The following is a 24,910-nucleotide window of genomic DNA, read 5'->3' on the forward strand; positions in this document are numbered from 1 at the left end:
TTTGGCCATTTTCTTTACCTTTGTGTCCTCTAAAGATGAATACATGAATGAAGTTGGTGAGTCACTGAATTTTATTGAACATATAGTCGAAGAAGATCTTCGCAATGGATATACGAAAGCGGAGTTGCGATTTCGTTTTCCACCTGAACCGAATGGCTATCTACATATAGGGCATGCTAGTTCAATATGTTTGAATTTTGGCTTGGGTTTGCGCTACAATGCCCCCGTCAATTTAAGGTTTGATGACACTAATCCGGCGAAGGAAGAACAGGAGTATGTTGATGCGATAAAAAAGGACGTGGAATGGTTGGGCTATACATGGGATACTGAACGGTATGCTTCTGATTATTTTCAACAACTCTACGACTGGGCGGTATTATTGATTAAGGAAGGAAAAGCCTACGTTGATAGCCAATCGTCTGAGGAAATGGCTAAGCAAAAAGGCACCCCGACGGAAGCAGGTATCGATAGCCCGTTTCGGAACCGAACTGTTGAAGAGAATCTCACCTTGTTCGAGGGAATGAGACGTGGTGATTATGAGGAGGGTACGCATGTACTGCGGGCAAAAATTGATATGAAATCGAGTAATATGCTGATGCGCGATCCGATAATGTACCGAGTGTTGCATAAATCGCATCACCGAACAAATACCGATTGGTGTATTTATCCGATGTATGACTGGACACATGGAGAAAGCGATTATATTGAGCAGGTTTCGCACTCACTGTGTACTTTAGAGTTTGCGATGCATCGAGAATTATATGATTGGTTTTTAGATCAGGTAACCGATCCAAAAAAATTGCGTCCGAAACAACGTGAATTTGCGAGGCGTAATTTGAGCCATACGGTGGTAAGCAAGCGAAAGCTTCTGCAGCTGGTAGAACAAAATGCCGTTAATGGTTGGGACGATCCTAGAATGCCAACAATTTCTGGTTTGCGCAGAAGGGGCTTTACACCGGAGTCTATTAAAAATTTCGTGAATACGATTGGAATAGCGAAACGTGAAAACTTGATAGATGTCTCTCTTTTAGAGTTTCATGCACGCGAACATTTAAACAAGATTGCTCCAAGGGTAATGGGGGTTTTGAATCCCTTGAAATTAGTGATTTTAAATTATGAAGGGGAGGAAGAATGGTTAGAGGCAGAAAATAATCCTGAAGATGAAACGGCAGGCTTTAGAAAGGTGCCTTTTTCCAGGGAGCTTTATATTGAGCAAGAAGATTTTAAGGAAGAAGCTAACAGAAAGTTTTTTCGTCTGAAATTGGGTGGTGAAGTGAGGCTAAAGAATGGCTACATTATAAAAGCGGAAAGCTGCACAAAAGATACCGAGGGGAATATTTTGGAGGTGCTGTGTACTTATGACCCCAAAAGTAAAAGCGGGAGTGGCACTGAAGAAAGTTTGAGAAAAGTAAAGGGAACCTTACATTGGGTATCCATAAAACATGCCGTAGAAGCAGAAGTTCGATTATACGATAGACTTTTCACGGACGAAAGCCCTGACACACACAAGGACAAGGATTTTATGGAGTTTATTAATCCGGAATCCTTGAAGGTAATCACGGGATATTTGGAGCCAAGTCTTAAAAGTGCCCAAGTAGGTGATAGAGTTCAATTTCAGCGACTCGGATATTTCTGCGTTGATCCAGATACAACTTCTGAGAAATTGGTGTTTAATCGAACGGTCGGCTTACGAGATGTTTGGGCTAAAATTCAACAACGCGATTGATATAGATATTTCTTATTTCTAAAATAAGGGCAATCACTAATTTCTATTCAAAAGAGCGTGTTTTAAGCACATATGCAAGAAGATATTGCAATACGCTTGCAATGGCCCATTTTTACTCCATTAACGCATAAGGCGCTTCGATAACAAGTTTCTTGGGTTTGTTCATGGAAGCGTTAATATTTGTTGTGATTGGGTCAATTTCTTTTGAGTGCATATTTTAATTTTGACAAATAATCTTGAATTTTCCAGCTTGTTACTTTTAACCCATTATTAACGCATTGTTTGGATTTTCAAGATTATCTTAGAAAGAATATTAATTTTAAATAAGAGATTATGTCAAATGATAGTGGAAATGTTTTATTGGCACTTTTAACAGGAGCTGCCATTGGGGCTGGAGTGGGAATTCTGTATGCCCCGGAAAAGGGTGTAAAAACTAGAAAGAAAATAAAGGAAAAGGCAATTTCTGCCAAAGATGATATCGCTAGCAGGGTATCACACGCTACAGAAGAGCTCACAAAAACAGCTGATGCCAAAAAGGAAGATTTCGAAAGAAGGTTGGAAGACACTATTTCGAATATGAGCTATAAGGCCGATGATATCATTCTTACCTTAGAAAAGAAGTTGGAAGATTTGAGAAAGAAAAACGCACAACTTCAAAAGTAGTGTATGGCTTTTGATGATGTAAAAGAGAGTCTTACCGAGGCGGAGGCAAGCATTCGATCATATGTAGAGAGTAGCCAAGAATACTATAAACTGAAAGGGTTTAAATTTTTGATGCGGGGTATTACCTCCTTTTCAAAAATCCTTATGGTTGGTGTTGTGGCGCTATTGGCGTTGCTTTTCCTTTCTTTTGCCGCATCTTTCGGCATAGGTCAAGCCTTGAATAATACGTTCTATGGGTTTCTTTGTGTTGGATTATTTTATTTACTGATAGGTTTACTATTGTATTTTTTACGTCACAAATTGAATAAACCTTTGCTTAAGAAGTTTTCCGAATTTTATTTTGATGACATATGAGACACAAAAAATATACGTCATTCAAGGAAATTGATAATGACTTAAGAATTTTGGCGCTGCAACAAAACGTTGATAAAGAGACGTTGAAACTAAATTTCAGAACCACAAAGAACAAATTGTACCCTACAAACCTCATGGGAGGTTTCGGGGGGATAGTTCAAAAACTTCTAATTTCGTTTGTAGCCGGTAAACTGTTGAAAAAGTTTAAGTAGCGAAGAGATTCATTAACTAAAATTTTAAAAAAAGCCCGATTTCTATTTTTAAGAAATCGGGCTTTCTGATTAATTACTTTTTTGGTTTAGGGTTTTGTTTCTTCATTTCCTCCCCGATCATATTACTTGCCGTAAATGAGGCAACCATATTATTCAACATGTCACTACCTGTTTGAGGAGAGTTGGGTAAGAGAATCAAGTTCGAGTTGGTCTCTTCGCCAATAGACTGAAGGGTGTCGTAATGCTGTGTCACAACGATTAGTGCTGAAGCTTCTTGTGAATTGATTCCTACTTTATTAAGAACCTCGACCGATTCTTCCAATCCACGGGCAATTTCACGACGTTGATCGGCAATGCCCTGCCCTTGTAAACGTTTGCTTTCGGCTTCTGCCTTCGCTTTTTCCACAATTAGAATACGTGCGGCATCGCCTTCGAACTGGGCTGCAATTTTCTCCCGTTCCGAAGCGTTGATACGGTTCATTGCCTCTTTCACTTGAGCATCAGGGTCAATATCGGTTACTAGTGTCTTTATAATGTCATAGCCGTAGTCTAACATGGCATCCTGTAGTTCCGATTTAACCGCGATAGCAATATCGTCTTTTTTGACAAAAACGTCGTCTAACTTCATTTTAGGCACTTCTGCACGTACGACATCGAAAACGTATGAGGTTATCTGATCATGCGGGTATTCCAACTTATAAAAGGCTTCGTAGACCTTTTCTCTGATAACCACATATTGAACCGATACTTTGAGTTTTACAAAAACGTCATCCAATGTTTTCGTTTCCACGATAACATCAAGTTGCTGAATTTTTAATCCTAAGCGAGCCGAAATACGGTCTATTAAAGGAATTTTCATTTGTAGCCCTGATTGTCGAATACTATGGAATCTACCAAAACGCTCGACTATGACTGCGGTCTGTTGTTTAACAATGAAGAAGGAAGAGAATAGGATTATAGCCCCAAGAAAAATGATTGGTATTAAAAAGAAATTGCCCATGGTGATAGTGTTTTTAATTGTAAAAATGAATATAGTAAGACTTTAGCATATCTGTAGCTTTTTCGCAAAGTTTGTTACAACCAAAGGCTAAATAAGGAGTTGAAACAGGTATAGATATCCACTCTACAAATTAGGTAAAGGCTAAAGGGGTCTACCAATAGGGATGATTGATGGACCAGAGATTAAAGGTAATAAGCAAAAGACTTGACTAAGCCAGTAAAGCTATAGCCTTTTTAATGCGGGTTATGCTTTCTTCTTTGCCGATTAATGCCATAATATCAAATAGATGGGGTCCTTTCATATCGCCGACGATAACCAAGCGTAGCGGGGGCATTACTTTTCCAAAGGAAAGTTCTTGTTCGGCAATCCATGTTTTGACATCAGTTTCAACGTTTTCAGAAGTAAAATCTTTTATGGTACTCAAAGTTGACGTCAATTGTTCCATTATCGCAGGGGAATCTTCTTTCCATTGTTTTCTTAAAGCTTTTTCATTATAAGATATGGGCGCTTCAAAGAAGTAGTCGGAAAGCTCCCAGAAATCGGATACAAATGTGGCCCGTTCTTTAATCAGTGAAACTACATTTTCAACAAAATTGTCATCCCAATTTTCAGCGGGAATTTGCTTTTCAGTTAGAACGGACTGAAATAGGTGAGCTAGCTCTGAATTGCTCTTTTCTTGTAAATATTGCTGATTATACCATTTTGTTTTTTCAGGATCGAAACGAGCACCCGATTTGTTTACACGTTCTATACTAAATGATTGTACCAATTGGTTCAAACTAAAAAGTTCTTGTTCAGTACCTGGGTTCCAGCCGAGTAAGGCTAGAAAATTGACCACAGCTTCTGGAAAGTAGCCAGTTTCACGATAGCCTTTAGATTCGTTCCAGGAGAGGGGAAACACCGGAAAGCCTAATTTATCCCCATCTCTTTTGCTCAATTTTCCTTTCCCGACAGGTTTCATTATCAAAGGCAAATGGGCAAAATCGGGCGCTTTCCATTCGAAAGCATCATAGAGTTGTTTGTGAAGTGCTAATGAAGGCAACCATTCTTCCCCCCGAATAACATGTGTTATCTGCATTAAGTGATCGTCTACAATATTAGCGAGGTGATAGGTGGGCATGCCATCGCTTTTAAAAAGCACCTTATCGTCCAAGACATTGGTGTCAATCTCCATGTCACCACGGATAATATCTTTTAAATGCAATTTTTCATCGGGAGGGGTTAAAAAACGAATTACATAATCTTCACCCGCATCGATGCGCTTTTCTACCTCGGCGGGCAATAAAGACAACGAATTATCCAGTTTCAAGCGATTGTGCCAATTATAAATAAAGGTTTTACCTTTTGCTTCATGATCCTTGCGGTGAAAATCCAATTTTTCACTGGTGTCAAAAGCATAGTAAGCTTTCCCCTTTTGTAAGAGTTCGTCGGCGTACTTCTTGTACAGGTGTTGTCTTTCGCTCTGGCGATACGGTCCAAACCCTCCATCTTTGCCCGGTCCTTCATCAAAGGGAATTCCACACCAATTCAAGGCCTGTATAATATATTCCTCGGCGCCATCTACATAACGGTTTTGATCGGTATCCTCTATTCTAAGAATAAAATCGCCCCCGTTTTTTTTTGCAAAAAGGTAGTTGAAGAGTGCTGTTCGAACTCCCCCTATATGTAATGGGCCAGTTGGGCTAGGGGCAAAACGAACTCGAACTTTTTGTGACATAATTGAGGTTTAGGGGCAAAGATAATGCTTGTCGCATTTTAGGAATCATGTAAACGTAGCTTTTTAACAATTTTTTGTTACTTAAATTTATGACAACAACTATATTGGTACTGTGTGCGTTTTAATTCTGTATTTTTCTAAGATAAATTGGTTCGAGCCATAAAGTGAAATTGTATTGGATAGTTATAATAACATACTGAATAAGCTAAAAAGCTTTACGAAGAAACATTATACGAAAATGTTGGTAAAGGGAACCTTGTTGTTCTTTGCCTTCGGTATTCTCTGCCTTTTAGTTGTTCTAGGACTGGAGTATTTTCTATGGCTCAGCTCTATGGGGCGAATGGTTTTATTTTTGATTTTTATTGGGGTGGAGGGCTTTCTGCTCTATAATTATATTGCTGTTCCCTTATTTTATCTTTTTAGGATTAAGAGAGGGATTTCTAATAAAGATGCTTCTTTGCTGATAGGAAAGCATTTTCCAGAGGTCGGGGATAAATTGTACAATCTATTGGATTTGGCTGAAGATGAAAGTCGATCTGAACTCCTATTGGCAAGTATTGAACAGCGATCTAAAAATTTGGGTGGAGTGCCTTTTGCCAGGGCAGTCGATTTTCGGGAAAATGTACGGTATTTAAAATATCTATTGGTACCGGGTTTGGTATTTGGGTTAATTTGGATATCTGGAGACTTGGTTTCTTTTTTCCGTTCTTTTGATCGCGTTGTACATTATGATTTGGCTTATGAACAACCCGCACCGTTTACATTTAATCTGATATCCAATGACTTGAGTGTTCTAGACAACAAATCATATACGATTCTTGTTGATACTGAGGGAGCCATTCAACCGGCATCGGTTTATATTCATATAAATGGGAAGCTTTCTTTGCTACAAGAAGCGAATGGAGTCTTTTCATATACGGTGAAACCTCCCCTTAAAAATTTTAAATTTCATTTTGTCGCTAATGATATAGCTTCGAGGGAATACGAATTGGAGGTCTTAAAAACACCGACTATTCAAGATTTTAAAATTGAGCTCGATTTTCCCGATTATACGAATAGGGCGTCAGAAATTTTAAAAGGAACAGGTAACGCCACTTTTCCTGAGGGAACCAAAGTTACTTGGAAAATTAGTGGTCAAAATACGGAAACCATTAATTTGGTTAACCGCGATACGGTTATGTCTTTTTCCATTAATGATTCCTTGTTTGAGCTGTCAAAAACATGCTATACGGATTTGCCATATGAATTGGTTACCTCAAATGATAATGTAAGGGATTATGAGCGATTGGCATATAATTTTAATGTGATTAAAGATGGCTATCCTAAGATAAGGGTAACACAAGTTTTAGATTCGTTGAATGCAAATATATCGTACTATGCGGGAGAAGCATCAGATGATTATAAACTAAACAGTATAAAACTTGTATGTTTTCCTACTGAAGAACCAAAAAGTCGGCAGATAATAGCTTTGTCAAATAATTCCTCCAATTTCGATCAGTTTTACTACACCTTTCCCTCAGGTTTGATTTTAGATGTGAATACGGAGTATAGTTTCTATTTTCAAGCTACGGATAATGACGCTATTCGAGGCGGGAAAACTTCTAAAAGCAAAGTGTTTTCAACGTCTTTGTTGAATGAGAATCAATTGAAGAACAGGGAGCTCGAAGTGCAGCAATCCATTATTGATAATATGGGAAATTCACTGGATAAACTTAAAGAGCAGGAAGAAATTTTAAAGGAAATCAATCAAACCCAAAAAGAGAAAAATCAGTTGAATTTTAACGACCAGAATCAAATTAAGAATTTCCTTAAAAAGCAGCAGCAGCAGGAAAGCATGATGGAGAAGTTCAGCAAGCAATTGAAGGAAAACCTGAACAAGGTAGAAAGCAGCGATAAAGAGAATTTATTACTGCAAGAACGTTTAGAGCGTCAAGAGATTGAGGCACGTAAGAACCAAGAATTATTAGAGCAGCTCCAAAAAATAGCGGAGAAAATGGATAAAGAAGAATTGGCTAAGCGTTTAGATGAACTGGGGAAAAAGCAAAGTAATAGTGAACGAGGCCTAGAACAGTTGTTAGAATTGACAAAGCGCTATTATGTTACCGAAAAGGCAGCACAGTTGGCCAAGGACCTGCAAAAGATGGCGGAACGTCAAGAAATTCTATCTGAACTAAAAATAGGAGAAACTTTTTCTACAAAGGAGCAAAAGAAATTGAGTTCTGATTTTGAAGAATTTTCTGAAGACATGAGGGAGTTGGAAAAGGATAATCAAGATTTAAAAAAGCCGATGGACATTAAGGGTGATTCTGAAAAAGAACAGGCCATTAAGAAAGATCAACAGGAGGCATTGGAGGAAATTAATAAGCATCAGGGTGCGGAGAATGCTTCCGATGAAGAACTGCAACAAAAGAGTGAAGACAAGGCGAAACAAAAGCAGAAATCGGCAGCAGAAAAGATGAAGGAAATGGCTGAGAAACTGGAACAAAGTTCATCTTCGGGTAGCAGCGATTCCTCTGTGGCCGAAGATGCTGAGATGTTGAGGCAGATACTAGATAACTTGATAACTTTTTCATTTAAGCAAGAGAACCTTTACGATAGTATGGAGGGCGCTGACGCTGACATTTCCCATTTTTCGTCCACCGTTCGTCAACAACAAGAACTAAGGCGTCTCTTTGAGCACGTTGATGATAGTCTTTTTGCCCTTTCTCTACGGCAGGCAGAACTTTCTGAGCTAGTTAACGAACAAATTACCGAAGTTTATTTCAATATTGATAAATCATTGGAACGTATTGCCGATGGGCAGATTTACCAGGGGACTTCCAATCAAAAATATGTACTCAATGCCTCGAACACATTGGCAGATTTTTTAGCAACGATGCTCGATAATATGCAACAGAGTATGAAAATGGGACAAGGCCAGGGTCAGAGTCAAGATTTTCAATTATCCGATATTATTAAAGGTCAGGGTGAGTTGAAAGAGAAGATGGAGGGAATGGGTCAATCTGGTAAAGGTAAGCCCAAAGATGGTGAAGGAGAGGGGGCCAATGGAAAAGGAAATAAAGAAGGTCAAGGTAATGAAGAGGGAGAAGGGAAGCAAGGTAAAGGTGATGACGGTGTTGTAGGTAAAGAAGGAGATGGTGAAAAAGGTAGTGGTTCAAAGAAACAAGGTGATGGGGAGGGAAGTGGTGCTTCAGAAAATCAAGAGCAAGGTCAAACAGGGCTGGGAGAGCAAGAGTTAAAAGAGATTTATGAGATTTATAAGCAGCAACAAATATTACGAGAAAAATTGGAGCAGCAATTGAATGATATGATTAATAATTCAGACAGAAAATTGGGTGAGAAGTTGGTGCGGCAAATGGAAGATTTTCAAGACGATTTGCTAGAGAATGGAGTTACCCCATCTGGGCTGAATAAAATTAATACTATAGCATATGAGCTTTTAAAATTGGAAAACGCGGCACTAAAACAAGGTAAGAAAAGCGAAAGGGAAAGCAATTCGAATCTCAATAGATATCAGAACTCTATTTTGGTAAAGCCTGAGCAACTAAAGAATTATCGAAACGAAGTAGAGATTTTAAATCGGGAGGGGTTACCTTTGCGCCAAAATTTTCAGAATAAAGTTAAAGAGTATTTTAAGAAAAATGATTGAGTATCATTACGAAGTAGATTTTGTATTGAAAAGAGAAACCGACTTTTCCGAGTGGATAAGTAGGATACTGGAGTCAGAGGGCGCTATTTTAGGTCATTTGAATTATATTTTTTGTTCTGATGATTATTTGCTGCAAATGAATCGACAGTATTTATCACATGACACTTTTACAGATATTTTAACGTTTGACTATTCTGATGGTGGGAGTATCACTGGGGATGTTTTTATTTCGTTAGATAGGGTGCGGGAGAATGCCGCATCTTTTGGGCAAGGTTTTGATGTTGAAATGCTACGGGTGATGTCTCATGGCATACTTCACCTTTTGGGTTATGGCGATAAGACAGTAGATGAAAGCAAGCGAATGCGTTTAAAAGAAGAAGAAAAAATTGAATTGTTCCACGTGGAACAATAAATATTTGGCGTAGACGTTACAGGCTCGAATTTTTCAATTTTATAAAAGCAGTTAATATTTTCTTTGTGGGAAGTCCCATTGAATATCAATAAAAATTTAAGGAATATGTTCGCAGATGAATATGATGTAATAGTAGTTGGGGGTGGACATGCTGGGGCTGAAGCTGCGGCTGCAGCGGCCAATATGGGGTCAAGAACTTTGTTGGTAACAATGAACTTGCAGAATATTGGTCAAATGTCTTGCAATCCCGCGATGGGCGGAATTGCCAAAGGGCAAATAGTAAGAGAAATTGATGCGCTCGGTGGGTATAGTGGAATCGTAACCGATAAATCTGCCATTCAATTTAAAATGCTGAACAAATCCAAGGGGCCTGCGATGTGGAGCCCACGTGCTCAAAATGATCGGATGAGGTTTGCTGAAGAGTGGCGTTTGGCGCTAGAGAATACTCCAAAAGTCGATTTTTATCAAGAGATGGTGAGTGGACTGCTTGTGGAGAACGGTAAGGTGGCCGGGGTTAAAACCTCCCTAGGAATTGAGATTAAATCAAAGGCTGTTATTTTGACGAACGGTACTTTTTTAAATGGTCTTATCCATATCGGAGATCGGCAATTAGGTGGTGGTCGTGCCGGAGAGAAGGCCTCGACCGGAATTACGGAACAGTTGGTTGAACTAGGTTTTGATAGTGGTCGAATGAAGACGGGAACACCGCCAAGAGTAGATGGCCGTTCATTGGATTATTCGGTTATGATTCCCCAGCCTGGGGATGAAATTCCAGAGAAGTTTTCTTATTTAGATACCGCTGCTTTAAGTGTTCAACGTGATTGTCATATGACACATACGAGTGCTTTAGTGCACGATGTATTGCGAGAGGGGTTTGACCGTTCACCTATGTTCAATGGTCGAATAAAGAGTATAGGGCCTAGATATTGCCCGTCAATAGAGGACAAGATTAATCGCTTTGCCGATAAGGATAGTCACCAGCTTTTTGTTGAACCTGAAGGTTGGAAAACAGTGGAGGTGTACGTCAATGGATTTTCAACTTCGTTGCCAGAGGATGTACAATTTAAAGCGTTGAGATCGGTGAAGGGTTTTGAAAAGGTGAAATTTTTTAGACCTGGCTATGCCATAGAGTACGATTATTTTCCGCCCACCCAATTAAAACATACATTGGAAACTAAGTTGGTAGAAAACTTATATTTCGCAGGGCAAATTAACGGAACTACGGGTTATGAAGAGGCCGCATCACAAGGGCTGATGGCGGGTATAAATGCGCATCAAAAAATACAGGGCTTAGACCCATTTATTTTACAAAGGGATGAAGCCTATATCGGTGTTTTAATAGACGATCTTATTACGAAAGGTACTGAAGAGCCCTATCGAATGTTTACTTCCCGGGCTGAGTATCGAACGTTACTTCGTCAAGATAATGCCGACTTGAGACTAACTCCTAAAAGTTTTGCCATAGGGTTGGCTAAAGAAGAGAGGCTCCGAAAGATGGAGGATAAGGAGCGTAAGTCAAAGGCTTTTGTTAAATTTTTTAAGGACACAAGTGTTTTGCCTTCTGACATTAATCCCATTTTAGAAGGTTTGAATTCATCACTGGTCAAGCAATCCGATAAAATGTTCAAAGTGTTTTCTAGACCGAAAGTTTCTATGGATCACATGCTTCAATTGGAATCTGTTTCCGGTTTTGTGAAAGACAACAACCTTGGCCGAGAGGTTTTGGAACAAGCGGAGATTCAGGTTAAATACGCGGGTTATATTGAAAAGGAAAAAAACAATGCAGACAAGTTGCAACGATTGGAAAATGTTAAGATTCCTGACGACTTTGATTATTCGAAGTTGAAGTCCTTGTCGTTTGAAGCAAGGGAAAAATTGGCGTCAATACGACCGGTAACCATTGCCCAGGCAGCTAGGGTAAGTGGTGTCAATCCTTCCGATATTAGTGTTTTGCTGGTTTTTTTAGGGAGGTGATTCGGCGTGTTCCACGTGGAACATCTTGAGTTTTTAACCGTTTAGAAGTGCATTTTCTATGCTCGAATAGCTTTTAGAGGCTGGCTATTTCCTTTTGAAAGGCACATTGTAAGGTGTATGTGGAGAATGGTTATTTTTTGTGATGTGCCTTTCCGTCACATTTCTTTCCCGGGTTAGCTGAAAATGGTGTGATTTTTGATATTCCTGTTTCAAAGTGTCAATCCAATTTCGAATGCGTTACATAATTGCTGCCATTGGTTTATTTTTTTTAATGCATTCTTTCTGCTCATGTATTCCTGTGCGCATCGCACCTAGCATCGGAGATTATAAGTTGGTTAAGGGTAAGAAGTTCAAGCGAAGTTTGTCAAGGCGGCAAATTTTTATCTTCAATGACCCAAAGCCCTCAAATCACTTTTACGATTATGTGAATACTAAATTTCAGCTTGACGGCGAAAATGTGTATGACGATGTACCGTTTGTAATAGATGGAGGGCAATATTTTTTTGCGTTTTATGAGGTTGAAATTTCTGATAAGACCTTAAATTTGGTTCCAGGGTTAACTAACGCCATCGCGAATAAGCTTATTAAAAGTGAAGATGAAGAGAAACATTTTAACGGTCAAGAACTGATAAGGAAGGAAAACTGGTATATTGCTATGGAGGTTTATTCAGATACGGAAAAAGATTGTCTGAATGCGAATTCACTTTCTAGAGAAGTAGTTTTGAAGTATCTTTCGACACTAAAAAAAGAGTACCTCGCTACCCACAATTACAATGAAGTTATATTTAAAAACTAAGGACTATTCCGTAAGCCAAGAAGAATTTGGGCTTGTGCAGCATCCTGAGTTGGAAATGCTAATTACCAAACCTCAGCCAAAGGAGATAGATCGATACTATCAAAGTGAAAATTACATTTCTCATTCCGATTCCAAAAAATCCCTACTCGATAAAATGTATCAATTCGTGAAAAGGGTTACTTTATTCCAGAAGGTTAAATTGGTGGATCGATATGTTCAAGATGATAAATCCATTTTAGATATTGGTGCAGGAACTGGAGATTTTTTGTTTGCTGCGGCACAGAAGGGATGGACTATATCAGGAGTAGAGCCTAACTCAGAAGCCAGGAATAGGGCATTTCAAAAATCGGTCGCTTTATCCCCAGATTTAGAATCTCTAATGCATCGAAAATACAAAGTAATCACCTTATGGCATGTGTTGGAGCATTTGCCCGATCTTGAGAACCAAATTTTAAAAATGATATCGCTGCTGGAGGAAAGAGGGGCTTTGGTCATTGCCGTGCCTAACTTTAATTCCTATGATGCAAAACATTACAAAGAATCATGGGCGGCCTATGATGTTCCTAGACATCTTTGGCATTTCTCCAGAACGGCAATTAAAAAACTATTCCATAAATATGGAATGGAGGTAGTCGAAACTCGACCGATGATTTTTGATGCATTCTATGTAGCACTCTTGTCAGAGAAATACAAAACAGGCAAGACAAATTATTTAAGAGCTTTTCAAGTTGGACTTCGTTCGAACATCAGTGCCTGGACGACCAAAGAGTATTCATCACTGATTTACGTGCTTAAAAAAGCTTAATTACTCATTTTAACGAGTTCTAAGCGCCTTTGAGCGCCTTAGATGGCACGTAGCCCGTAAAAAACGTGATTGTCAATTAGAGATGGTTTTTCGAAGCCCTTTTCGATAGAGTAAACCGATGAGATAATGTTTATAGTATAAAAATTGCCTATAGCGCTACATTTTAGAATAATTGGATAGATTAGCCCTCTTTAGATTAAAACGAATCGTTTAGTATCAATTCCAAAAAGCTTTCCTATTTTTGCGCCACAAAAAACGGATTTCCATAATTAGGAAATAAAAAAACAAAAACATGAAAAAATTATTTTTGGCCCTGATGGTCTTAGGGATACTTTCTTGTGAGCAAAGTAAAATCGGTTATGTGGACAATTTAAAACTGATGGACGATTATCAAGAAAAAATTGATGTAGAGGCTAAATTTAAGGTCAAGGCAGATGCATTGGCGAAAAAACGTGATAGTATTTCGCAAGCTTTTCAAATGGAGGCTCAGGCATTTCAGGCAAAAGCTCAGAAAATGTCACAACAGAAAGCCCAAGAAGAGTATGGTGAAATGCAGCAGCGTGGTCAGCAAATCGGGCAACAATTGCAAATGCAAGACCAACAATTACAAGCTGAAGGTCAGGTTCAAATGGATAGTATCGTTAGTAAGGTGAAAAGTGAGATTACAGCTTACGGAAAAGCAAATGGCTATACTTACATTCTTGGCGGCGGAGATGGCGGCAGCGTACTTTATGGTACAGATGCCAATGATCTTACCGACGAAATTGTCAAAATATTAAATGACAAGTATAAAAAATAAAACGATTTCCGAGTTTAAATTAAAAAGCCACGATTCTAAAAGAATCGTGGCTTTTTAATTTATAACTGTAGAATATACACTAACAAAATAGCAGGAATAAAGTAGACTGCTATAGTCTTGGCACCTTCATAATCTTTTACCATTCGTTGGCCAAATAGCAGCATCAATAGTGATAAGCATGATAATATGGCTCCGTATAGTGCAATTGAACTCTTGCCCATAATCACAATTTGATAAAGTCCGACAGCACATAAAATGCCGGCAGCCATTTCTGATAAGAGTACAGTGCCCAACAAAAAAGGCACAATGTTACCCAGGGGTGATTCTTCGAAATGCTCTTTCAGCCAAGTAAGGTTACCGTTCCAATCAAATATTTTATCAATTCCACTCTGTAAAAAAGTTATTATTAGAAATAGAAGCAAAAGAATTTCAGTGGCTTTGCTAAGCAAATTTTCCATATAATTTATTTTTGGTTGGTACTATTTGGCCAATGTATGATGGCTGAAATAGTTGTCTAATATGATTTTAGTATCAAGTAATTTTCAGAAATATGCTAAATTTTATGCCGCTTTCTTATGCAATAATCTGGTCAGTTTGATCGATAAATCGGTCAAAATTATTTTTGAATTTCCGTTGCGTTCAATATGATATATGGCGTCTTCCAGCTCTTGTACGATGTTCTGAATATTATTCTCATGTACAAAAGGCGCGAATTTCTCCAACTGAAAACCATCAACATGTATTTTCATATAGGCCAGCTTAGATACCTTAAAGTTGATAAGCATCGCTTGACGCATAAGAACCAGGCAGTAATGCAAAAATTTCTTTTGGGTCTCACGTCCGGTTTTAGCAACTTCCTCACTCCAAAGAATAAGGTCGTGAATGGCCGCTTTGTTTCCCTTTGCTTTAAAAGCACTGCGTACCCACTGAACGAACCATTTTTCGAAAACAAGATCTTCTGAATCGTGGTTCATCAAATCCAAGGCTTTATTGAAATTACCATTTGCTTCATGCGCAAGACGAAGGGCTTCATCCCTCGTAGCACCCTTTTCAACCAATGCAGTTGCCATGGCTTCTTCTGCCAATGGGGGGAAAAGCAATTGTTGGCAACGAGACCGTATGGTTTGCAGAATTTGTTCTTCATCTTCCGCAATCAAAAGAAAAACCGTCTTTTCCGGGGGCTCTTCTATAAGCTTAAGTAGTTTATTGGCTGATGCGGGATTCATCTTTTCTGCCATCCAAACGAGCATTACCTTATAGCCACCCTCATAAGCTTTTAATGAGAGCTTTTTGACAATGTCTTGAGCTTCGTCAACGCCGATTTGACCTTGTTTTTTTTCAATACCGATCATTTGGTACCAGTCAAAAAGATTTCCGTACGGTTGTTCTTTTACAAACTGTCGCCATTCTTGCATGTAATGGTCACTAACTGGATTTTTCTTTATTTTTTCCGAGGTGGCCACCGGGAAAGCAAAATGCATATCTGGATGGGAAAGTGCATTGAACTTAACGTTGCACGCTTGATTTGCACCTTGGTTCTCTCCTCCTTCGTTCCTGCATATAAGATATTGGGCATAGGCAAGTGCCATAGGCAGGGCTCCACACCCTTCAGGTCCGATAAACAATTGGGCATGCGGAATACGTCCCATATCGGCACTTTGAACCAAATGATTTTTAATGTGGGAGAGTCCTAAAACATCGCTGAACAACATGGTTCAAATATAGAGTATTTAGAGAAATACTAGGCGTCATTAAATAAAAGCCTGACCCTCTTCCTCTAAACGACATAAATCTTTACATTTGATCCTATCTAAAAAACGACCCTATGAAAACTATTGATGATATCAATTTTAAAAACAAGAAGGCATTGATTCGAGTCGATTTCAATGTACCCCTTGATGACGAATTTAAAGTAACGGACACCAACCGTATTGAAGCGGCAAAACCCACTATCATCAAGGTATTGGAAGATGGCGGAAGTGCTATATTAATGAGTCATTTAGGAAGACCCAAAGGACAGCGCAACCCAGATTTTTCGTTACGCCACATCGTTGATAAGGTTTCTGAAATCATCGGGGTTCAAGTGAAATTTGTAGATGATTGTGTGGGAGAAAGTGTGGAGAAGGCGGCTACCGAATTAAAATCAGGTGAGGTGCTAATGTTAGAAAATCTACGTTTTCATGCAGGTGAGGAAAAAGGTGATAAAGATTTCGCAGAACAACTTTCTCGATTAGGGGATATTTATGTAAATGATGCTTTCGGAACGGCTCATAGGGCACATGCCTCAACAACTATTGTGGCTCAGTTTTTTCCTGAACACAAATGTTTTGGGTACCTGTTGGCCAAGGAAATTGAAGCTATTGAAAAAGTAATGCGAACTGGCGAAAAACCGGTATTGGCCATATTGGGCGGAGCAAAAGTTTCTTCTAAGATTACGATTATAGAAAATATTTTGGACAAAGTAAATCACTTGATCATCGGTGGTGGAATGACCTACACCTTCGTTAAGGCTCAGGGCGGTCAAGTAGGAGACTCTATTTGCGAAGATGATAAGATGGATTTGGCACTTGATATTCTAAAACAGGCCAAAGAGAAAGGAGTCGAAGTTCATATTCCCGTTGATGTTGTGGCGGCCAATGATTTCTCGAACGATGCTGAAATCAAAGTTTTACCAGTTGATGAGATACCCGACGGATGGCAAGGACTTGATGCGGGACCAGAAACATTAAAGCAATTTAAAGAGGTAATTCTTAAATCAAAAACTATTTTATGGAACGGTCCCATAGGAGTTTTTGAAATGGAAAATTTTGCTAAGGGTACTATCGCTTTAGGAAATTATATTGATGAAGCGACCAAGAATGGTGCTTTTTCACTCGTCGGCGGTGGCGATTCGGTTGCGGCGGTAAAACAATTCGGATTTGAAAACAAGGTCAGTTATGTTTCTACCGGGGGTGGTGCGATGCTTGAAAGCCTGGAAGGTAAAACCTTGCCCGGAATCGCTGCAATAATCGAATAATAAAGACGTTATCGATAAACAGGCCGGCGATACATCGAGGGATTTTTGATAAACAAAATTTTATTTTATCAGAAAAAAACACGATTTTCGTTAGGCTTCCCCTATATTAGATTGTCTATGATATCAAAAGGAAAAAATTTCTTATTTCTGTTTTTACTTTTTACCGTAATATTCAGTGTTACGGCACAAAAGATTGACTCCATTCCAGTTTCTGCGAATACATCAAAGTCTTCAGTAGCGGTCAATGAAGTTGCGGTCGATACGTTGGCGATGGATATGGAGGGAGTTAAACAGATGGAACTTATGCAAGCCGATACCACGCTTGTAGATAATCCATTGGTTCTGCTTAAGGACACAATAAACAGTAAGTATAATTTAGAGGATCATGCCGAAGCCGCCAAATTTGATAGCTTGTGGATGAGGGAACTGTATGAGTATGCAGGGCTCTCGAACAGCATGTATTACGAGATAATGGATTTGGATACTGAAACGGAATATGAGTATGATCTGCCTACCGACACCTTAAAGCTGAGACTTCAGAAGTTGAATCAAAAGACTCCTTTCAATGTTGTCTATAACCCGTCTTTGGAAAATGTTATCAAATCATTTTTGACACGAAAGAGAGGCTTGATGGAGCGCATGCTTACTGCAAGCCAGTTTTATTTCCCCTTATTCGAACAGCAATTTGATAATTACGACATTCCACTGGAAATGAAGTACTTGTCTATTGTAGAATCGGCATTGAATCCAAGAGCAAGATCGCGAGTAGGGGCTACGGGATTGTGGCAATTCATGTACGGAACGGGAAAACAGTACGACCTAGATGTAACCAGTTATGTAGATGAACGTAGTGACCCTATTAAATCAACAGAGGCCGCTTGTAAATTCTTGTCGAAACTGTATGAAATTTTTGGAGATTGGGATTTGGCATTAGCTGCCTATAATTCTGGCCCAGGAAATGTGAACAAGGCAATACGTCGATCGGGAGGGCATAGAAATTATTGGAACATACGAAGAAACCTTCCGCGAGAAACTGCAGGCTACGTACCGGCATTTTTGGCTGCCATGTATATTTTTGAATATGCAGAAGAGCACAATTTAAGGAAGAGAAAAGTAGACAGGCCCTATTTTGAAACCGATACCATTCATGTAAAGAGCTTGATTACCTTTGACCAGATTGCTGAATTGGTAGATGTCAGCAAGGAAGAGTTGCAAATTTTGAACCCATCCTACAAATTGAATGTCATTCCTTATATAGATGGAAAAGATTACGCGCTGCGACTACCAAAGTCTTCCATTGGAAAATTTGTGACGAATGAAGCTGCGATTTATGCGCACATTGAAAAGGAGCTCAAAAGTAAAGAAAGTGCCTTACCGCAATTGGTAAAAGAGGCAGAAGAAAATAGAATTCGATATAGGGTGCAAAGTGGTGATTTTCTTGGAAGAATCGCTGAGCGCTATGACGTGGGAGTGAGCCAAATTAAACAGTGGAACGGTCTTAGAAGCAACAATTTGAGAGTGGGTCAGCGGTTGACCATTTTTCCTAGAAAGAATGGGGCCAGCTCCATTTCAACAAATAGTACGGCTGCAGTTTCAAAAAATCAATCTTTCCCTCCAGGCACGAAGATACATACAGTTCAGAGTGGTGACTCCCTTTGGACAATTTCAAAAAAGTATCCGGGTATAAGTGTCGATAACCTTAAGAAGTGGAACGGGCTCAACAGTAGCAACTTGAGACCGGGAACCAAGTTGAAGCTCTGCGAATGTTCTTCCTAAGCAAAAAGATTTAAAATTCTTGTTAAAATTTGTTGGTTTGGAACGATTTTGGTGGTAACCATTTTTGGATTTTAATATCCAAAACCAACCCATTATAAAGCAAAAGTGAACACGCAAGATGAAAAAAATCCAATTTCTTTGTATACTACTATTTTTAGTAGCCATCGTTTCCTGTAAAGACGAAAATCAAAAAAACTACAAACCCAATTCCATCGGGGCCATCAATTCACTGGCCGTCGTCATGGATACCGAACTATGGCAAGGGGAGGTCGGTGACAAAATAAGGGAGCATTTTGCCGCCCCCGTCATGGTACTTACACAAGATGAACCGTTATTTACTATTGAACAGATGCCCAAAAGGGTGTTTACCGGCACTACCCGTAACAGGCGTTTAGTACTATACGTTCAAAAAGACACCTTGAATGTTGCTCATATAAAAACAGATTTATATGCCTCTCCCCAGAAAATTGGTGTGATAAAAGGTACAACAGAGAAAGAAATTATCGAAAATATAGATGAGAAGGCCGATGAAATTATCACTGCTTTTAAAGAATTAGAGTTAGAAGTATCACAAAAGAATTTTTTAAAATCCTTGAACAAGGAAAAAGCCTTGGAAGAAAAGTTTGGGATCTCTATAGACTTGCCTTCCATTTACAGGATAGACAAACAACAAGACAATTTTGTTTGGATCGCTCGTGAGATTCAAAAAGGCAATATGAACATTATTGCTTACAGCATGCCCTCAGACAGCTTTAAGAATGACTCCACTTTGGTAAAGGATATTGTGCGTATGCGAGACTCGATTGGGCAGAAATATATTCCTGGACCTGATGTTAAGGGCAAAGTAACCTACATGCGAACGGAACCAGCTTTTTCACCAGCAATTTTCCCAGTAGAAATAGCAGGTAGGAAAGCGGTTGAGGTTAGGGGCATTTGGGATGTTAAAAATTACCCCATGGCCGGACCCTTTATAAGCTATATTATAAACGATAAAGAAAATGATAGAATTCTGGTACTGGAAGGCTTTACGTTCGCTCCTGCAACCAATAAACGGGATGATATGTTTCAATTGGAGGCAATTCTAAAAACAGTAAAATTCCATAGTCAAAAAAAATAGGTGTAAAGACTTATCTTCTTTCCTAAAAAAAGGCCCATACATACGATGTAAGGGCCTTTTTAGTTCGATGTATACATTTTCTCATTAATCAAAGGCAAAGCCTGTGGCAATTCTGTAAATTAATGCATATGCTGCAATTGCGATTAATGAAAAACAAATCCAAGAGAATACTTTAAAATACTTCCTAAGCATCTTAAAGGTCCAATCTTTAAATGCATCCACATAAATCTCTCTAACAAGTAGTAAATTTTTCATACATATAATTTTGAAATTAAAGTACAAAGTTGGGGCTTATTAAAGCTTAGCTTAAATAAATTAGACAAAAGACTAAAAAAGACGGACATTAAACCTATCAGAATTAGCACATCAGATTATCTGCGTGATTTCCTAGGCGAACCACATTTGACCGAGATTAAGAAAGGACTATAATGTAGCACTAAAGGGTAAAGAACAGTACTTAATAAAGTATTTAGGGAGAACTTGATTGAGGGGAAAAACAGTGAAAGTGACTAATAATATGTACTTCATCATTTAGCCACAAAGATGATAATCATTGAAATGATATAGTGATATCAATAGCGATAAAAAACCATCAGGGACTACATTAGTAATAAAAAAAGTACCCAATACCAATAGAAAGGCCGCTGGCCTTAGTTATATTCAACGGCTACACCTGATTACCATCGTATCTACAATGCTAGGTTTTAAACTTTTACATGTTCGTGATTATGAATTCAGATCTTCGATTGAGGTAATGATTGGCCTCACTACACCTTATTTTTCCATTACACTCGTTGAGCAATCGATTTTCACCATAACCTATCGCACTTTCAATGCGTTCAGAGTCAATACCCTTCGAAATAATATAATCTCGCGTTGATTTGGCACGCTTGTCCGACAGATATTCGTTATACGATTTTGCTCCTCTAGAATCGGTGTGCGATTCTATCTTGATGGTCATTTGAGGATACTCATTCATTACATCAACCAGCTTATCAAGTTCTATAGCCGCATCTTTTCTTATATATGATTTGTCAAAATCAAAATGGATCATTTCGGTTTTTAATTTTTTGATACCATCTTCGATAGCAATCATCTCCTTTAATCTCTTAAGGGAGATGTCGACGCTTATTGTTTCATTTTCTTTCGTAACAACAGCTCTTTCATCGTCAAAATATTGACCATAAATGGTTTTTAGGGTATACTTGGTGTTGTTCTGTAGATCTTCAAAAACAAAACTGCCATCATCTTCGGTTAGCATTTCTTTTAACTTGATATTATTCTCGTCGAATAATTGAACCAACGCCTCTGGCATGACTGTGCCGGTTTGTCGTTCGGTAATTACGCCGGCAATGACGTTTAGATTCTCAGGAATTTCTTCGACCAGAGGAGTTCTGAAGGAATAAATGTCGTCATCTCCTTTTCCGCCAGATCGATTGGATGCAAAGAAGCCTTTTTGGGTCTCTTCGTTCACTATATATGAAAAATCATCCAATTTGCTATTGATTGGTTTTCCCAAGTTTATTGCTGGTTGAAACCCATCTGTTTCGTTATAGGCCGCCTTAAAAATGTCGAGCCCCCCTATGCCTGTGTGGCCATCAGAAGAAAAGTAGAGTTTTTTGTCACTTATGAACGGGAACATCTCCCTTTTTTCGGTATTCACATTCGGCCCGAGGTTCATTGGCTTGGAAAAAGTTCCGTTCTCTAAGACATCGACAACGAAAATATCACTCATACCGATGCTTCCAGGCATGTCGGACACAAAATACAGTTTTTTGCCATCAGGGCTCAAGGCAGGGTGGCCTGTTGAATAATTGTCGCTATTAAAGGGCAACTCAACGGCTTCCGTCCACTCTCCGTCAACCTTTGTCGACCGGTATATTTTTAAGTGGTTCACCCCATTTTTATCGCGTTTCAATTTTTTGCCATAGTTGTTGCGCGTAAAATAAAGCGTTGTGTTGTCAGGAGAAAAAGTGACTGAAGCTTCGTGGTACTTCGTGTTAATTTTTTTAGAAAATTTTATGGCCTCTTTTAAATCCTGTGATTCCTCGTTTATTTTAGCAACATACAGATCCAAGTAGGGTTGGTCGTTCCATTTGTATCGACGCGTATTGAAAAAGGAAGAATCTTTGGCTGAAGAAAAAACAACTTTGTCGGTATCAAAGAACATTGGAGAAAATTCGGAATATTTAGAATTGATTGCCAAATTCTTTATCTCCATGGTGTGTTCTGTCTTCAAAATGTTGTCTAGAACAACTTCATTTGACGTACGTGAATTTGTATAATCGGTTTTCGCAGTATCCTCATTCTTGGTTTTTTTACCATACAAACGCATCAGACGTTTAGACCTAGCATATTTGCCCGTACCCTTTAAGGAATGAGCATATCTGAATATGTTATCCGCCGACATATCATCTTTATAGTTCTCATATAGAAAATCATACCACTGTAGGGCCTTTTCCATATTGGTATTGAGATAATGGGCATCGGCAGCTTTTCGAATAACTTCAAAAGAATAATTTTGTTTTCCTTTTTTTAGAACTTCTTCATAAAGTTTAGCGGCTTCGGCATACCACATTTTGTTAAAATACTGGTCGGCCCGATGTAATAATTTACTTTTAGCCGGGGATACATTATTATTCGCTTTGACCGAGGCATTGTCTGAAGACTTTTTCGTGTTATTTTCAATGGAATTGCTTAATTCCTTTAAGGATTCTTTATTTTGAACTGTCGGTATCTCTTTTTCTTCAGTTTTTCCCTCTACCTCCAAAATCCATTTGTCTTTACTTTTTGGGTTTACGGTCGATACACAGGCTTCTACCGCCTCAATGCCAAAGGGGTGGTACTGTGCGTAGACGTAGTTGAGATTGTTTTCAGGATTATTAATAAATCCTGGGGCAGCATACTTTTTTTTCAATTTTCGAAGTGCTCTTCTAAGGTTTTTCCCATGACCAAAAACGCCAGTGATAATATAATATCCCTCCTCGACGCCCGCTAGATTTGTGAGTTTCCTATGGGGTATTTCATTTCTATCGGCAGCGGCTTCAAAAGTCTCATCTATTGAAATTGGATCTGTATCCAATGGTACCTGCATATTTTCCGTATTGCTCGCAAGCACGAGACTAGTTTCGGAGGTTGTTTGTGCAGTCAATCCTAAGACCGCTAAAAAAAAATACGCCGTAATAAGTTTTTTCATGATTTGGGATATTCGAAAAAATCTCGTGTAATTAAATAGGGTTCCCTAGATTGATGATGGCAACTTGTGAAAGTTCACGAGTCCCTTTAACAATGACCGCCAACAGCTTATGATTATAGTGACAGTAGCTCACCTTTAGTTTCAAAAATTTATGTAGCAAAAAATGCATCCAATTATACTGTCTATAGTTAACGCCTAGAGTTGACGTTTCGTATATGTTGGATTTTTAGGAAGTTATGTGCAGGGTTCGTGCTATGACAAGAATGTCATATAGCAATAACACTTAAACGTGAACTGGATGAACTTTGTGTAAATGAACCAGTGCCATGGGAAATGCTTGACATTTTCCGAAAAGACACAATTTGTTCACTTGTAGTGTGAGGTTTTTAAACAATAAACCCTCTAAGAAAGAGGGTATATTGGCAAGAATATTGTTTGTGTTTATTCTTTGTTTTCTTCTAATTTATCATCTTCTTTAGAAGCATCCTTAAATTCTTTGATGCCGCTACCTAGTCCGCGCATCAATTCTGGGATTTTTTTTCCACCGAACAAAAGAAGCACAACCATCACGACGATTGCTATTTGCCAAGGACCTATGGCCAAAAAAATATGTAAAGCTGTCATAGTTTATGATTTATTGGATAACAAATGTACTAAAAAGTAATTATCTATGCTGTTAATATTAAGGTAAGGTACATAATTTTTAATTTTATCAACTTTGGTTGAGTTAATGAAGGTCCTGATCTTCAGAGGCGCTTCACATTTGAATTCATTAATTTCGATGGTAACCGAGACATAATTCAAATCCATCCGTATCTTTGTCTATTATGGCCACTAAAACAAAAAAGAGAAAGGAAATCAAGAGAAAGCTCTTACACAAGTATCGTTTGGTTATTTTGAACGAGAGTACTTTTGAAGAAAAAATATCCTTTAAGCTTAGCAGATTAAATGTTTTTGTTACAGGCACTCTGTGTATAATATGCCTTATTGGCTTGACAACCTTATTAATTGCGTTTACTCCTTTACGGGAATATATACCGGGATATTCCTCTACCAAACTCAAAAAGCAGGCTACTGAGCTAACTTACAAAACAGATTCCTTAGTCAATGTGTTAAATTATACCAATAAGTATATAGAGAATATTAGATTGGTTCTGAGTGGCGATCTTGAAAACAGCGAGATAAATCGGGACTCAGTTTTTGAACGTTTTAAAATTGATCCTTCAACGGTTGATCTTAACCCTATAAAGGAAGATTCGGTTCTTCGGGCCGAAGTTGCGATGGAAGACAAATACAATCTCTTCGAAAGAAACATTACCAAGACCGATTTAATTCTATTTCCGCCTATAAGTGGAATTGTTTCTCAAATGTATGACCCTGAGAAGCGGCATTATGCCGTAGATGTCACTGCAGTGACCGACACTCCCGTTAAGGCGGTAGCCAAAGGAATTGTTATTTTTGCAGAATGGACGGCCGACACCGGATACGTTTTAATAATAGAACACAAGGACGGACTTTTAAGCGTATATAAACATAACGGATCACTTAGTAAAAGTCAAGGAGATTTAGTCAGGGCCGGGGAAGTTATAGCTTCAATTGGCAATACGGGAGAATTCACCACAGGGCCACACCTTCATTTTGAACTGTGGGACGATGGAAACCCGGTGAACCCTTTGGATTTTATTGATTTTAAATAAA

At 38.7% G+C, this 24,910-nt stretch carries 21 protein-coding genes; 14 read left to right on the top strand and 7 right to left on the bottom strand.

What is annotated here, in order from left to right:
• The first annotated feature begins 43 nt into the window (after window positions 1-43).
• From BLS33_RS11690 to BLS33_RS11705, 4 genes are all read left to right on the top strand, one after another.
• Window positions 44-1,726 (top strand): glutamine--tRNA ligase/YqeY domain fusion protein, encoded by a 1,683-nt coding sequence (locus tag BLS33_RS11690; protein ID WP_089889718.1) that lies wholly within the window; start codon window positions 44-46, stop codon window positions 1,724-1,726.
• A 333-nt stretch (window positions 1,727-2,059) separates the two neighbouring features.
• On the top strand, window positions 2,060-2,389 hold the full coding sequence (locus BLS33_RS11695; RefSeq protein ID WP_089888940.1) for a YtxH domain-containing protein: 330 nt from the start codon (window positions 2,060-2,062) through the stop codon (window positions 2,387-2,389).
• Window positions 2,390-2,392: 3 nt separating this feature from the next.
• Window positions 2,393-2,743 (top strand): phage holin family protein, encoded by a 351-nt coding sequence (locus BLS33_RS11700; RefSeq protein ID WP_089888944.1) that lies wholly within the window; start codon window positions 2,393-2,395, stop codon window positions 2,741-2,743.
• Window positions 2,740-2,955, top strand: coding sequence for a DUF6327 family protein (locus BLS33_RS11705; protein WP_089888947.1), 216 nt, complete (start codon window positions 2,740-2,742; stop codon window positions 2,953-2,955). Before BLS33_RS11700 ends, BLS33_RS11705 begins: the two co-directional genes overlap by 4 nt.
• 73 nt (window positions 2,956-3,028) lie before the next feature.
• On the opposite strand, the gene BLS33_RS11710 is transcribed toward BLS33_RS11705, so the two are convergent.
• Window positions 3,029-3,955: an SPFH domain-containing protein gene (locus BLS33_RS11710; RefSeq protein ID WP_089888950.1), complete on the bottom strand. Its 927-nt coding sequence runs from the start codon at window positions 3,953-3,955 to the stop codon at window positions 3,029-3,031.
• Between the two features lie 208 nt (window positions 3,956-4,163).
• Entirely contained in the window at window positions 4,164-5,672 is a 1,509-nt protein-coding gene (gene gltX, locus BLS33_RS11715) for a glutamate--tRNA ligase (RefSeq protein WP_089888953.1), read from the bottom strand.
• A gap of 238 nt (window positions 5,673-5,910) precedes the next feature.
• Here gltX and BLS33_RS11720 point away from each other — a divergent pair, with 238 nt between their 5' ends.
• The 6 genes from BLS33_RS11720 to BLS33_RS11745 all read left to right on the top strand — a co-directional run bounded on the left by BLS33_RS11720 (window position 5,911) and on the right by BLS33_RS11745 (window position 14,107).
• Window positions 5,911-9,321 carry a DUF4175 family protein gene (locus BLS33_RS11720; protein ID WP_245731414.1) on the top strand — a complete coding sequence of 1,137 codons (3,411 nt, stop codon included), beginning with the start codon at window positions 5,911-5,913 and terminating at the stop codon, window positions 9,319-9,321.
• Complete coding sequence (ybeY, locus tag BLS33_RS11725; protein WP_089888959.1) at window positions 9,314-9,733, top strand: rRNA maturation RNase YbeY; 420 nt, start codon at window positions 9,314-9,316, stop codon at window positions 9,731-9,733. Before BLS33_RS11720 ends, ybeY begins: the two co-directional genes overlap by 8 nt.
• A 105-nt stretch (window positions 9,734-9,838) precedes the next feature.
• Window positions 9,839-11,707: a tRNA uridine-5-carboxymethylaminomethyl(34) synthesis enzyme MnmG gene (mnmG, locus tag BLS33_RS11730; RefSeq protein WP_089888962.1), complete on the top strand. Its 1,869-nt coding sequence runs from the start codon at window positions 9,839-9,841 to the stop codon at window positions 11,705-11,707.
• Between the two features lie 232 nt (window positions 11,708-11,939).
• Complete coding sequence (locus BLS33_RS11735) at window positions 11,940-12,503, top strand: hypothetical protein (RefSeq protein WP_089888965.1); 564 nt, start codon at window positions 11,940-11,942, stop codon at window positions 12,501-12,503.
• Window positions 12,481-13,308, top strand: a complete 828-nt coding sequence (locus BLS33_RS11740; RefSeq protein ID WP_089888968.1) for a class I SAM-dependent methyltransferase — start codon at window positions 12,481-12,483, stop codon at window positions 13,306-13,308. Before BLS33_RS11735 ends, BLS33_RS11740 begins: the two co-directional genes overlap by 23 nt.
• 292 nt (window positions 13,309-13,600) lie before the next feature.
• Window positions 13,601-14,107: an OmpH/Skp family outer membrane protein gene (locus tag BLS33_RS11745; RefSeq protein ID WP_089888971.1), complete on the top strand. Its 507-nt coding sequence runs from the start codon at window positions 13,601-13,603 to the stop codon at window positions 14,105-14,107.
• Window positions 14,108-14,166: 59 nt separating this feature from the next.
• Here BLS33_RS11745 and BLS33_RS11750 read toward each other — a convergent pair whose 3' ends face one another.
• Together BLS33_RS11750 and holB are read right to left on the bottom strand one after the other, a co-directional pair.
• Entirely contained in the window at window positions 14,167-14,565 is a 399-nt protein-coding gene (locus BLS33_RS11750) for a DoxX family protein (protein WP_089888977.1), read from the bottom strand.
• A 102-nt stretch (window positions 14,566-14,667) separates the two neighbouring features.
• Entirely contained in the window at window positions 14,668-15,819 is a 1,152-nt protein-coding gene (holB, locus tag BLS33_RS11755; RefSeq protein ID WP_089888981.1) for a DNA polymerase III subunit delta', read from the bottom strand.
• A 113-nt stretch (window positions 15,820-15,932) separates the two neighbouring features.
• On the opposite strand from holB, the gene BLS33_RS11760 reads away from it, so the two are divergent.
• The 3 genes from BLS33_RS11760 to BLS33_RS11770 all read left to right on the top strand — a co-directional run bounded on the left by BLS33_RS11760 (window position 15,933) and on the right by BLS33_RS11770 (window position 20,016).
• On the top strand, window positions 15,933-17,123 hold the full coding sequence (locus BLS33_RS11760) for a phosphoglycerate kinase (protein ID WP_089888984.1): 1,191 nt from the start codon (window positions 15,933-15,935) through the stop codon (window positions 17,121-17,123).
• A 117-nt stretch (window positions 17,124-17,240) separates the two neighbouring features.
• The gene (locus BLS33_RS11765; protein ID WP_089888989.1) at window positions 17,241-18,899 is read left to right on the top strand and encodes a lytic transglycosylase domain-containing protein; all 1,659 of its coding nucleotides are present in this window, start codon (window positions 17,241-17,243) and stop codon (window positions 18,897-18,899) included.
• Between the two features lie 118 nt (window positions 18,900-19,017).
• Window positions 19,018-20,016: a DUF4837 family protein gene (locus tag BLS33_RS11770; RefSeq protein ID WP_089888993.1), complete on the top strand. Its 999-nt coding sequence runs from the start codon at window positions 19,018-19,020 to the stop codon at window positions 20,014-20,016.
• A gap of 84 nt (window positions 20,017-20,100) precedes the next feature.
• Here BLS33_RS11770 and BLS33_RS24850 read toward each other — a convergent pair whose 3' ends face one another.
• The 3 genes from BLS33_RS24850 to tatA all read right to left on the bottom strand — a co-directional run bounded on the left by BLS33_RS24850 (window position 20,101) and on the right by tatA (window position 23,836).
• The gene (locus BLS33_RS24850; protein ID WP_176801380.1) at window positions 20,101-20,271 is read right to left on the bottom strand and encodes a DUF6747 family protein; all 171 of its coding nucleotides are present in this window, start codon (window positions 20,269-20,271) and stop codon (window positions 20,101-20,103) included.
• Window positions 20,272-20,728: 457 nt separating this feature from the next.
• Window positions 20,729-23,212 (bottom strand): OmpA family protein, encoded by a 2,484-nt coding sequence (locus BLS33_RS11775; RefSeq protein WP_245731416.1) that lies wholly within the window; start codon window positions 23,210-23,212, stop codon window positions 20,729-20,731.
• A gap of 441 nt (window positions 23,213-23,653) precedes the next feature.
• Window positions 23,654-23,836 (bottom strand): twin-arginine translocase TatA/TatE family subunit, encoded by a 183-nt coding sequence (gene tatA / locus BLS33_RS11780; protein ID WP_089888996.1) that lies wholly within the window; start codon window positions 23,834-23,836, stop codon window positions 23,654-23,656.
• 203 nt (window positions 23,837-24,039) lie between these two features.
• Here tatA and BLS33_RS11790 point away from each other — a divergent pair, with 203 nt between their 5' ends.
• Window positions 24,040-24,909: a M23 family metallopeptidase gene (locus BLS33_RS11790; RefSeq protein ID WP_089889004.1), complete on the top strand. Its 870-nt coding sequence runs from the start codon at window positions 24,040-24,042 to the stop codon at window positions 24,907-24,909.
• The last annotated feature ends 1 nt before the right edge of the window (window position 24,910 follow it).

The sequence above is a fragment of the Kriegella aquimaris genome (assembly GCF_900103215.1).
Taxonomy (GTDB): domain Bacteria; phylum Bacteroidota; class Bacteroidia; order Flavobacteriales; family Flavobacteriaceae; genus Kriegella; species Kriegella aquimaris.

Excerpts from the sequence above, each read along its gene's own strand:
- BLS33_RS11695 (WP_089888940.1), top strand. The coding sequence starts at position 2,060 with ATGTCAAATGATAGTGGAAATGTTTTATTGGCACTTTTAACAGGAGCT.
- BLS33_RS11745 (WP_089888971.1), top strand. The coding sequence starts at position 13,601 with ATGAAAAAATTATTTTTGGCCCTGATGGTCTTAGGGATACTTTCTTGT.
- BLS33_RS11690 (WP_089889718.1), top strand. The coding sequence starts at position 44 with ATGAATGAAGTTGGTGAGTCACTGAATTTTATTGAACATATAGTCGAA.
- BLS33_RS11770 (WP_089888993.1), top strand. The coding sequence starts at position 19,018 with ATGAAAAAAATCCAATTTCTTTGTATACTACTATTTTTAGTAGCCATC.
- ybeY (WP_089888959.1), top strand. The coding sequence starts at position 9,314 with ATGATTGAGTATCATTACGAAGTAGATTTTGTATTGAAAAGAGAAACC.
- holB (WP_089888981.1), bottom strand. The coding sequence starts at position 15,819 with ATGTTGTTCAGCGATGTTTTAGGACTCTCCCACATTAAAAATCATTTG.
- BLS33_RS11710 (WP_089888950.1), bottom strand. The coding sequence starts at position 3,955 with ATGGGCAATTTCTTTTTAATACCAATCATTTTTCTTGGGGCTATAATC.
- BLS33_RS11720 (WP_245731414.1), top strand. The coding sequence starts at position 5,911 with ATGTTGGTAAAGGGAACCTTGTTGTTCTTTGCCTTCGGTATTCTCTGC.
- mnmG (WP_089888962.1), top strand. The coding sequence starts at position 9,839 with ATGTTCGCAGATGAATATGATGTAATAGTAGTTGGGGGTGGACATGCT.
- BLS33_RS11765 (WP_089888989.1), top strand. The coding sequence starts at position 17,241 with ATGATATCAAAAGGAAAAAATTTCTTATTTCTGTTTTTACTTTTTACC.
- BLS33_RS11750 (WP_089888977.1), bottom strand. The coding sequence starts at position 14,565 with ATGGAAAATTTGCTTAGCAAAGCCACTGAAATTCTTTTGCTTCTATTT.
- BLS33_RS11790 (WP_089889004.1), top strand. The coding sequence starts at position 24,040 with ATGGCCACTAAAACAAAAAAGAGAAAGGAAATCAAGAGAAAGCTCTTA.
- BLS33_RS11735 (WP_089888965.1), top strand. The coding sequence starts at position 11,940 with ATGCGTTACATAATTGCTGCCATTGGTTTATTTTTTTTAATGCATTCT.
- BLS33_RS24850 (WP_176801380.1), bottom strand. The coding sequence starts at position 20,271 with ATGAAAAATTTACTACTTGTTAGAGAGATTTATGTGGATGCATTTAAA.
- tatA (WP_089888996.1), bottom strand. The coding sequence starts at position 23,836 with ATGACAGCTTTACATATTTTTTTGGCCATAGGTCCTTGGCAAATAGCA.
- BLS33_RS11705 (WP_089888947.1), top strand. The coding sequence starts at position 2,740 with ATGAGACACAAAAAATATACGTCATTCAAGGAAATTGATAATGACTTA.
- BLS33_RS11760 (WP_089888984.1), top strand. The coding sequence starts at position 15,933 with ATGAAAACTATTGATGATATCAATTTTAAAAACAAGAAGGCATTGATT.
- gltX (WP_089888953.1), bottom strand. The coding sequence starts at position 5,672 with ATGTCACAAAAAGTTCGAGTTCGTTTTGCCCCTAGCCCAACTGGCCCA.
- BLS33_RS11740 (WP_089888968.1), top strand. The coding sequence starts at position 12,481 with ATGAAGTTATATTTAAAAACTAAGGACTATTCCGTAAGCCAAGAAGAA.
- BLS33_RS11775 (WP_245731416.1), bottom strand. The coding sequence starts at position 23,212 with ATGAAAAAACTTATTACGGCGTATTTTTTTTTAGCGGTCTTAGGATTG.
- BLS33_RS11700 (WP_089888944.1), top strand. The coding sequence starts at position 2,393 with ATGGCTTTTGATGATGTAAAAGAGAGTCTTACCGAGGCGGAGGCAAGC.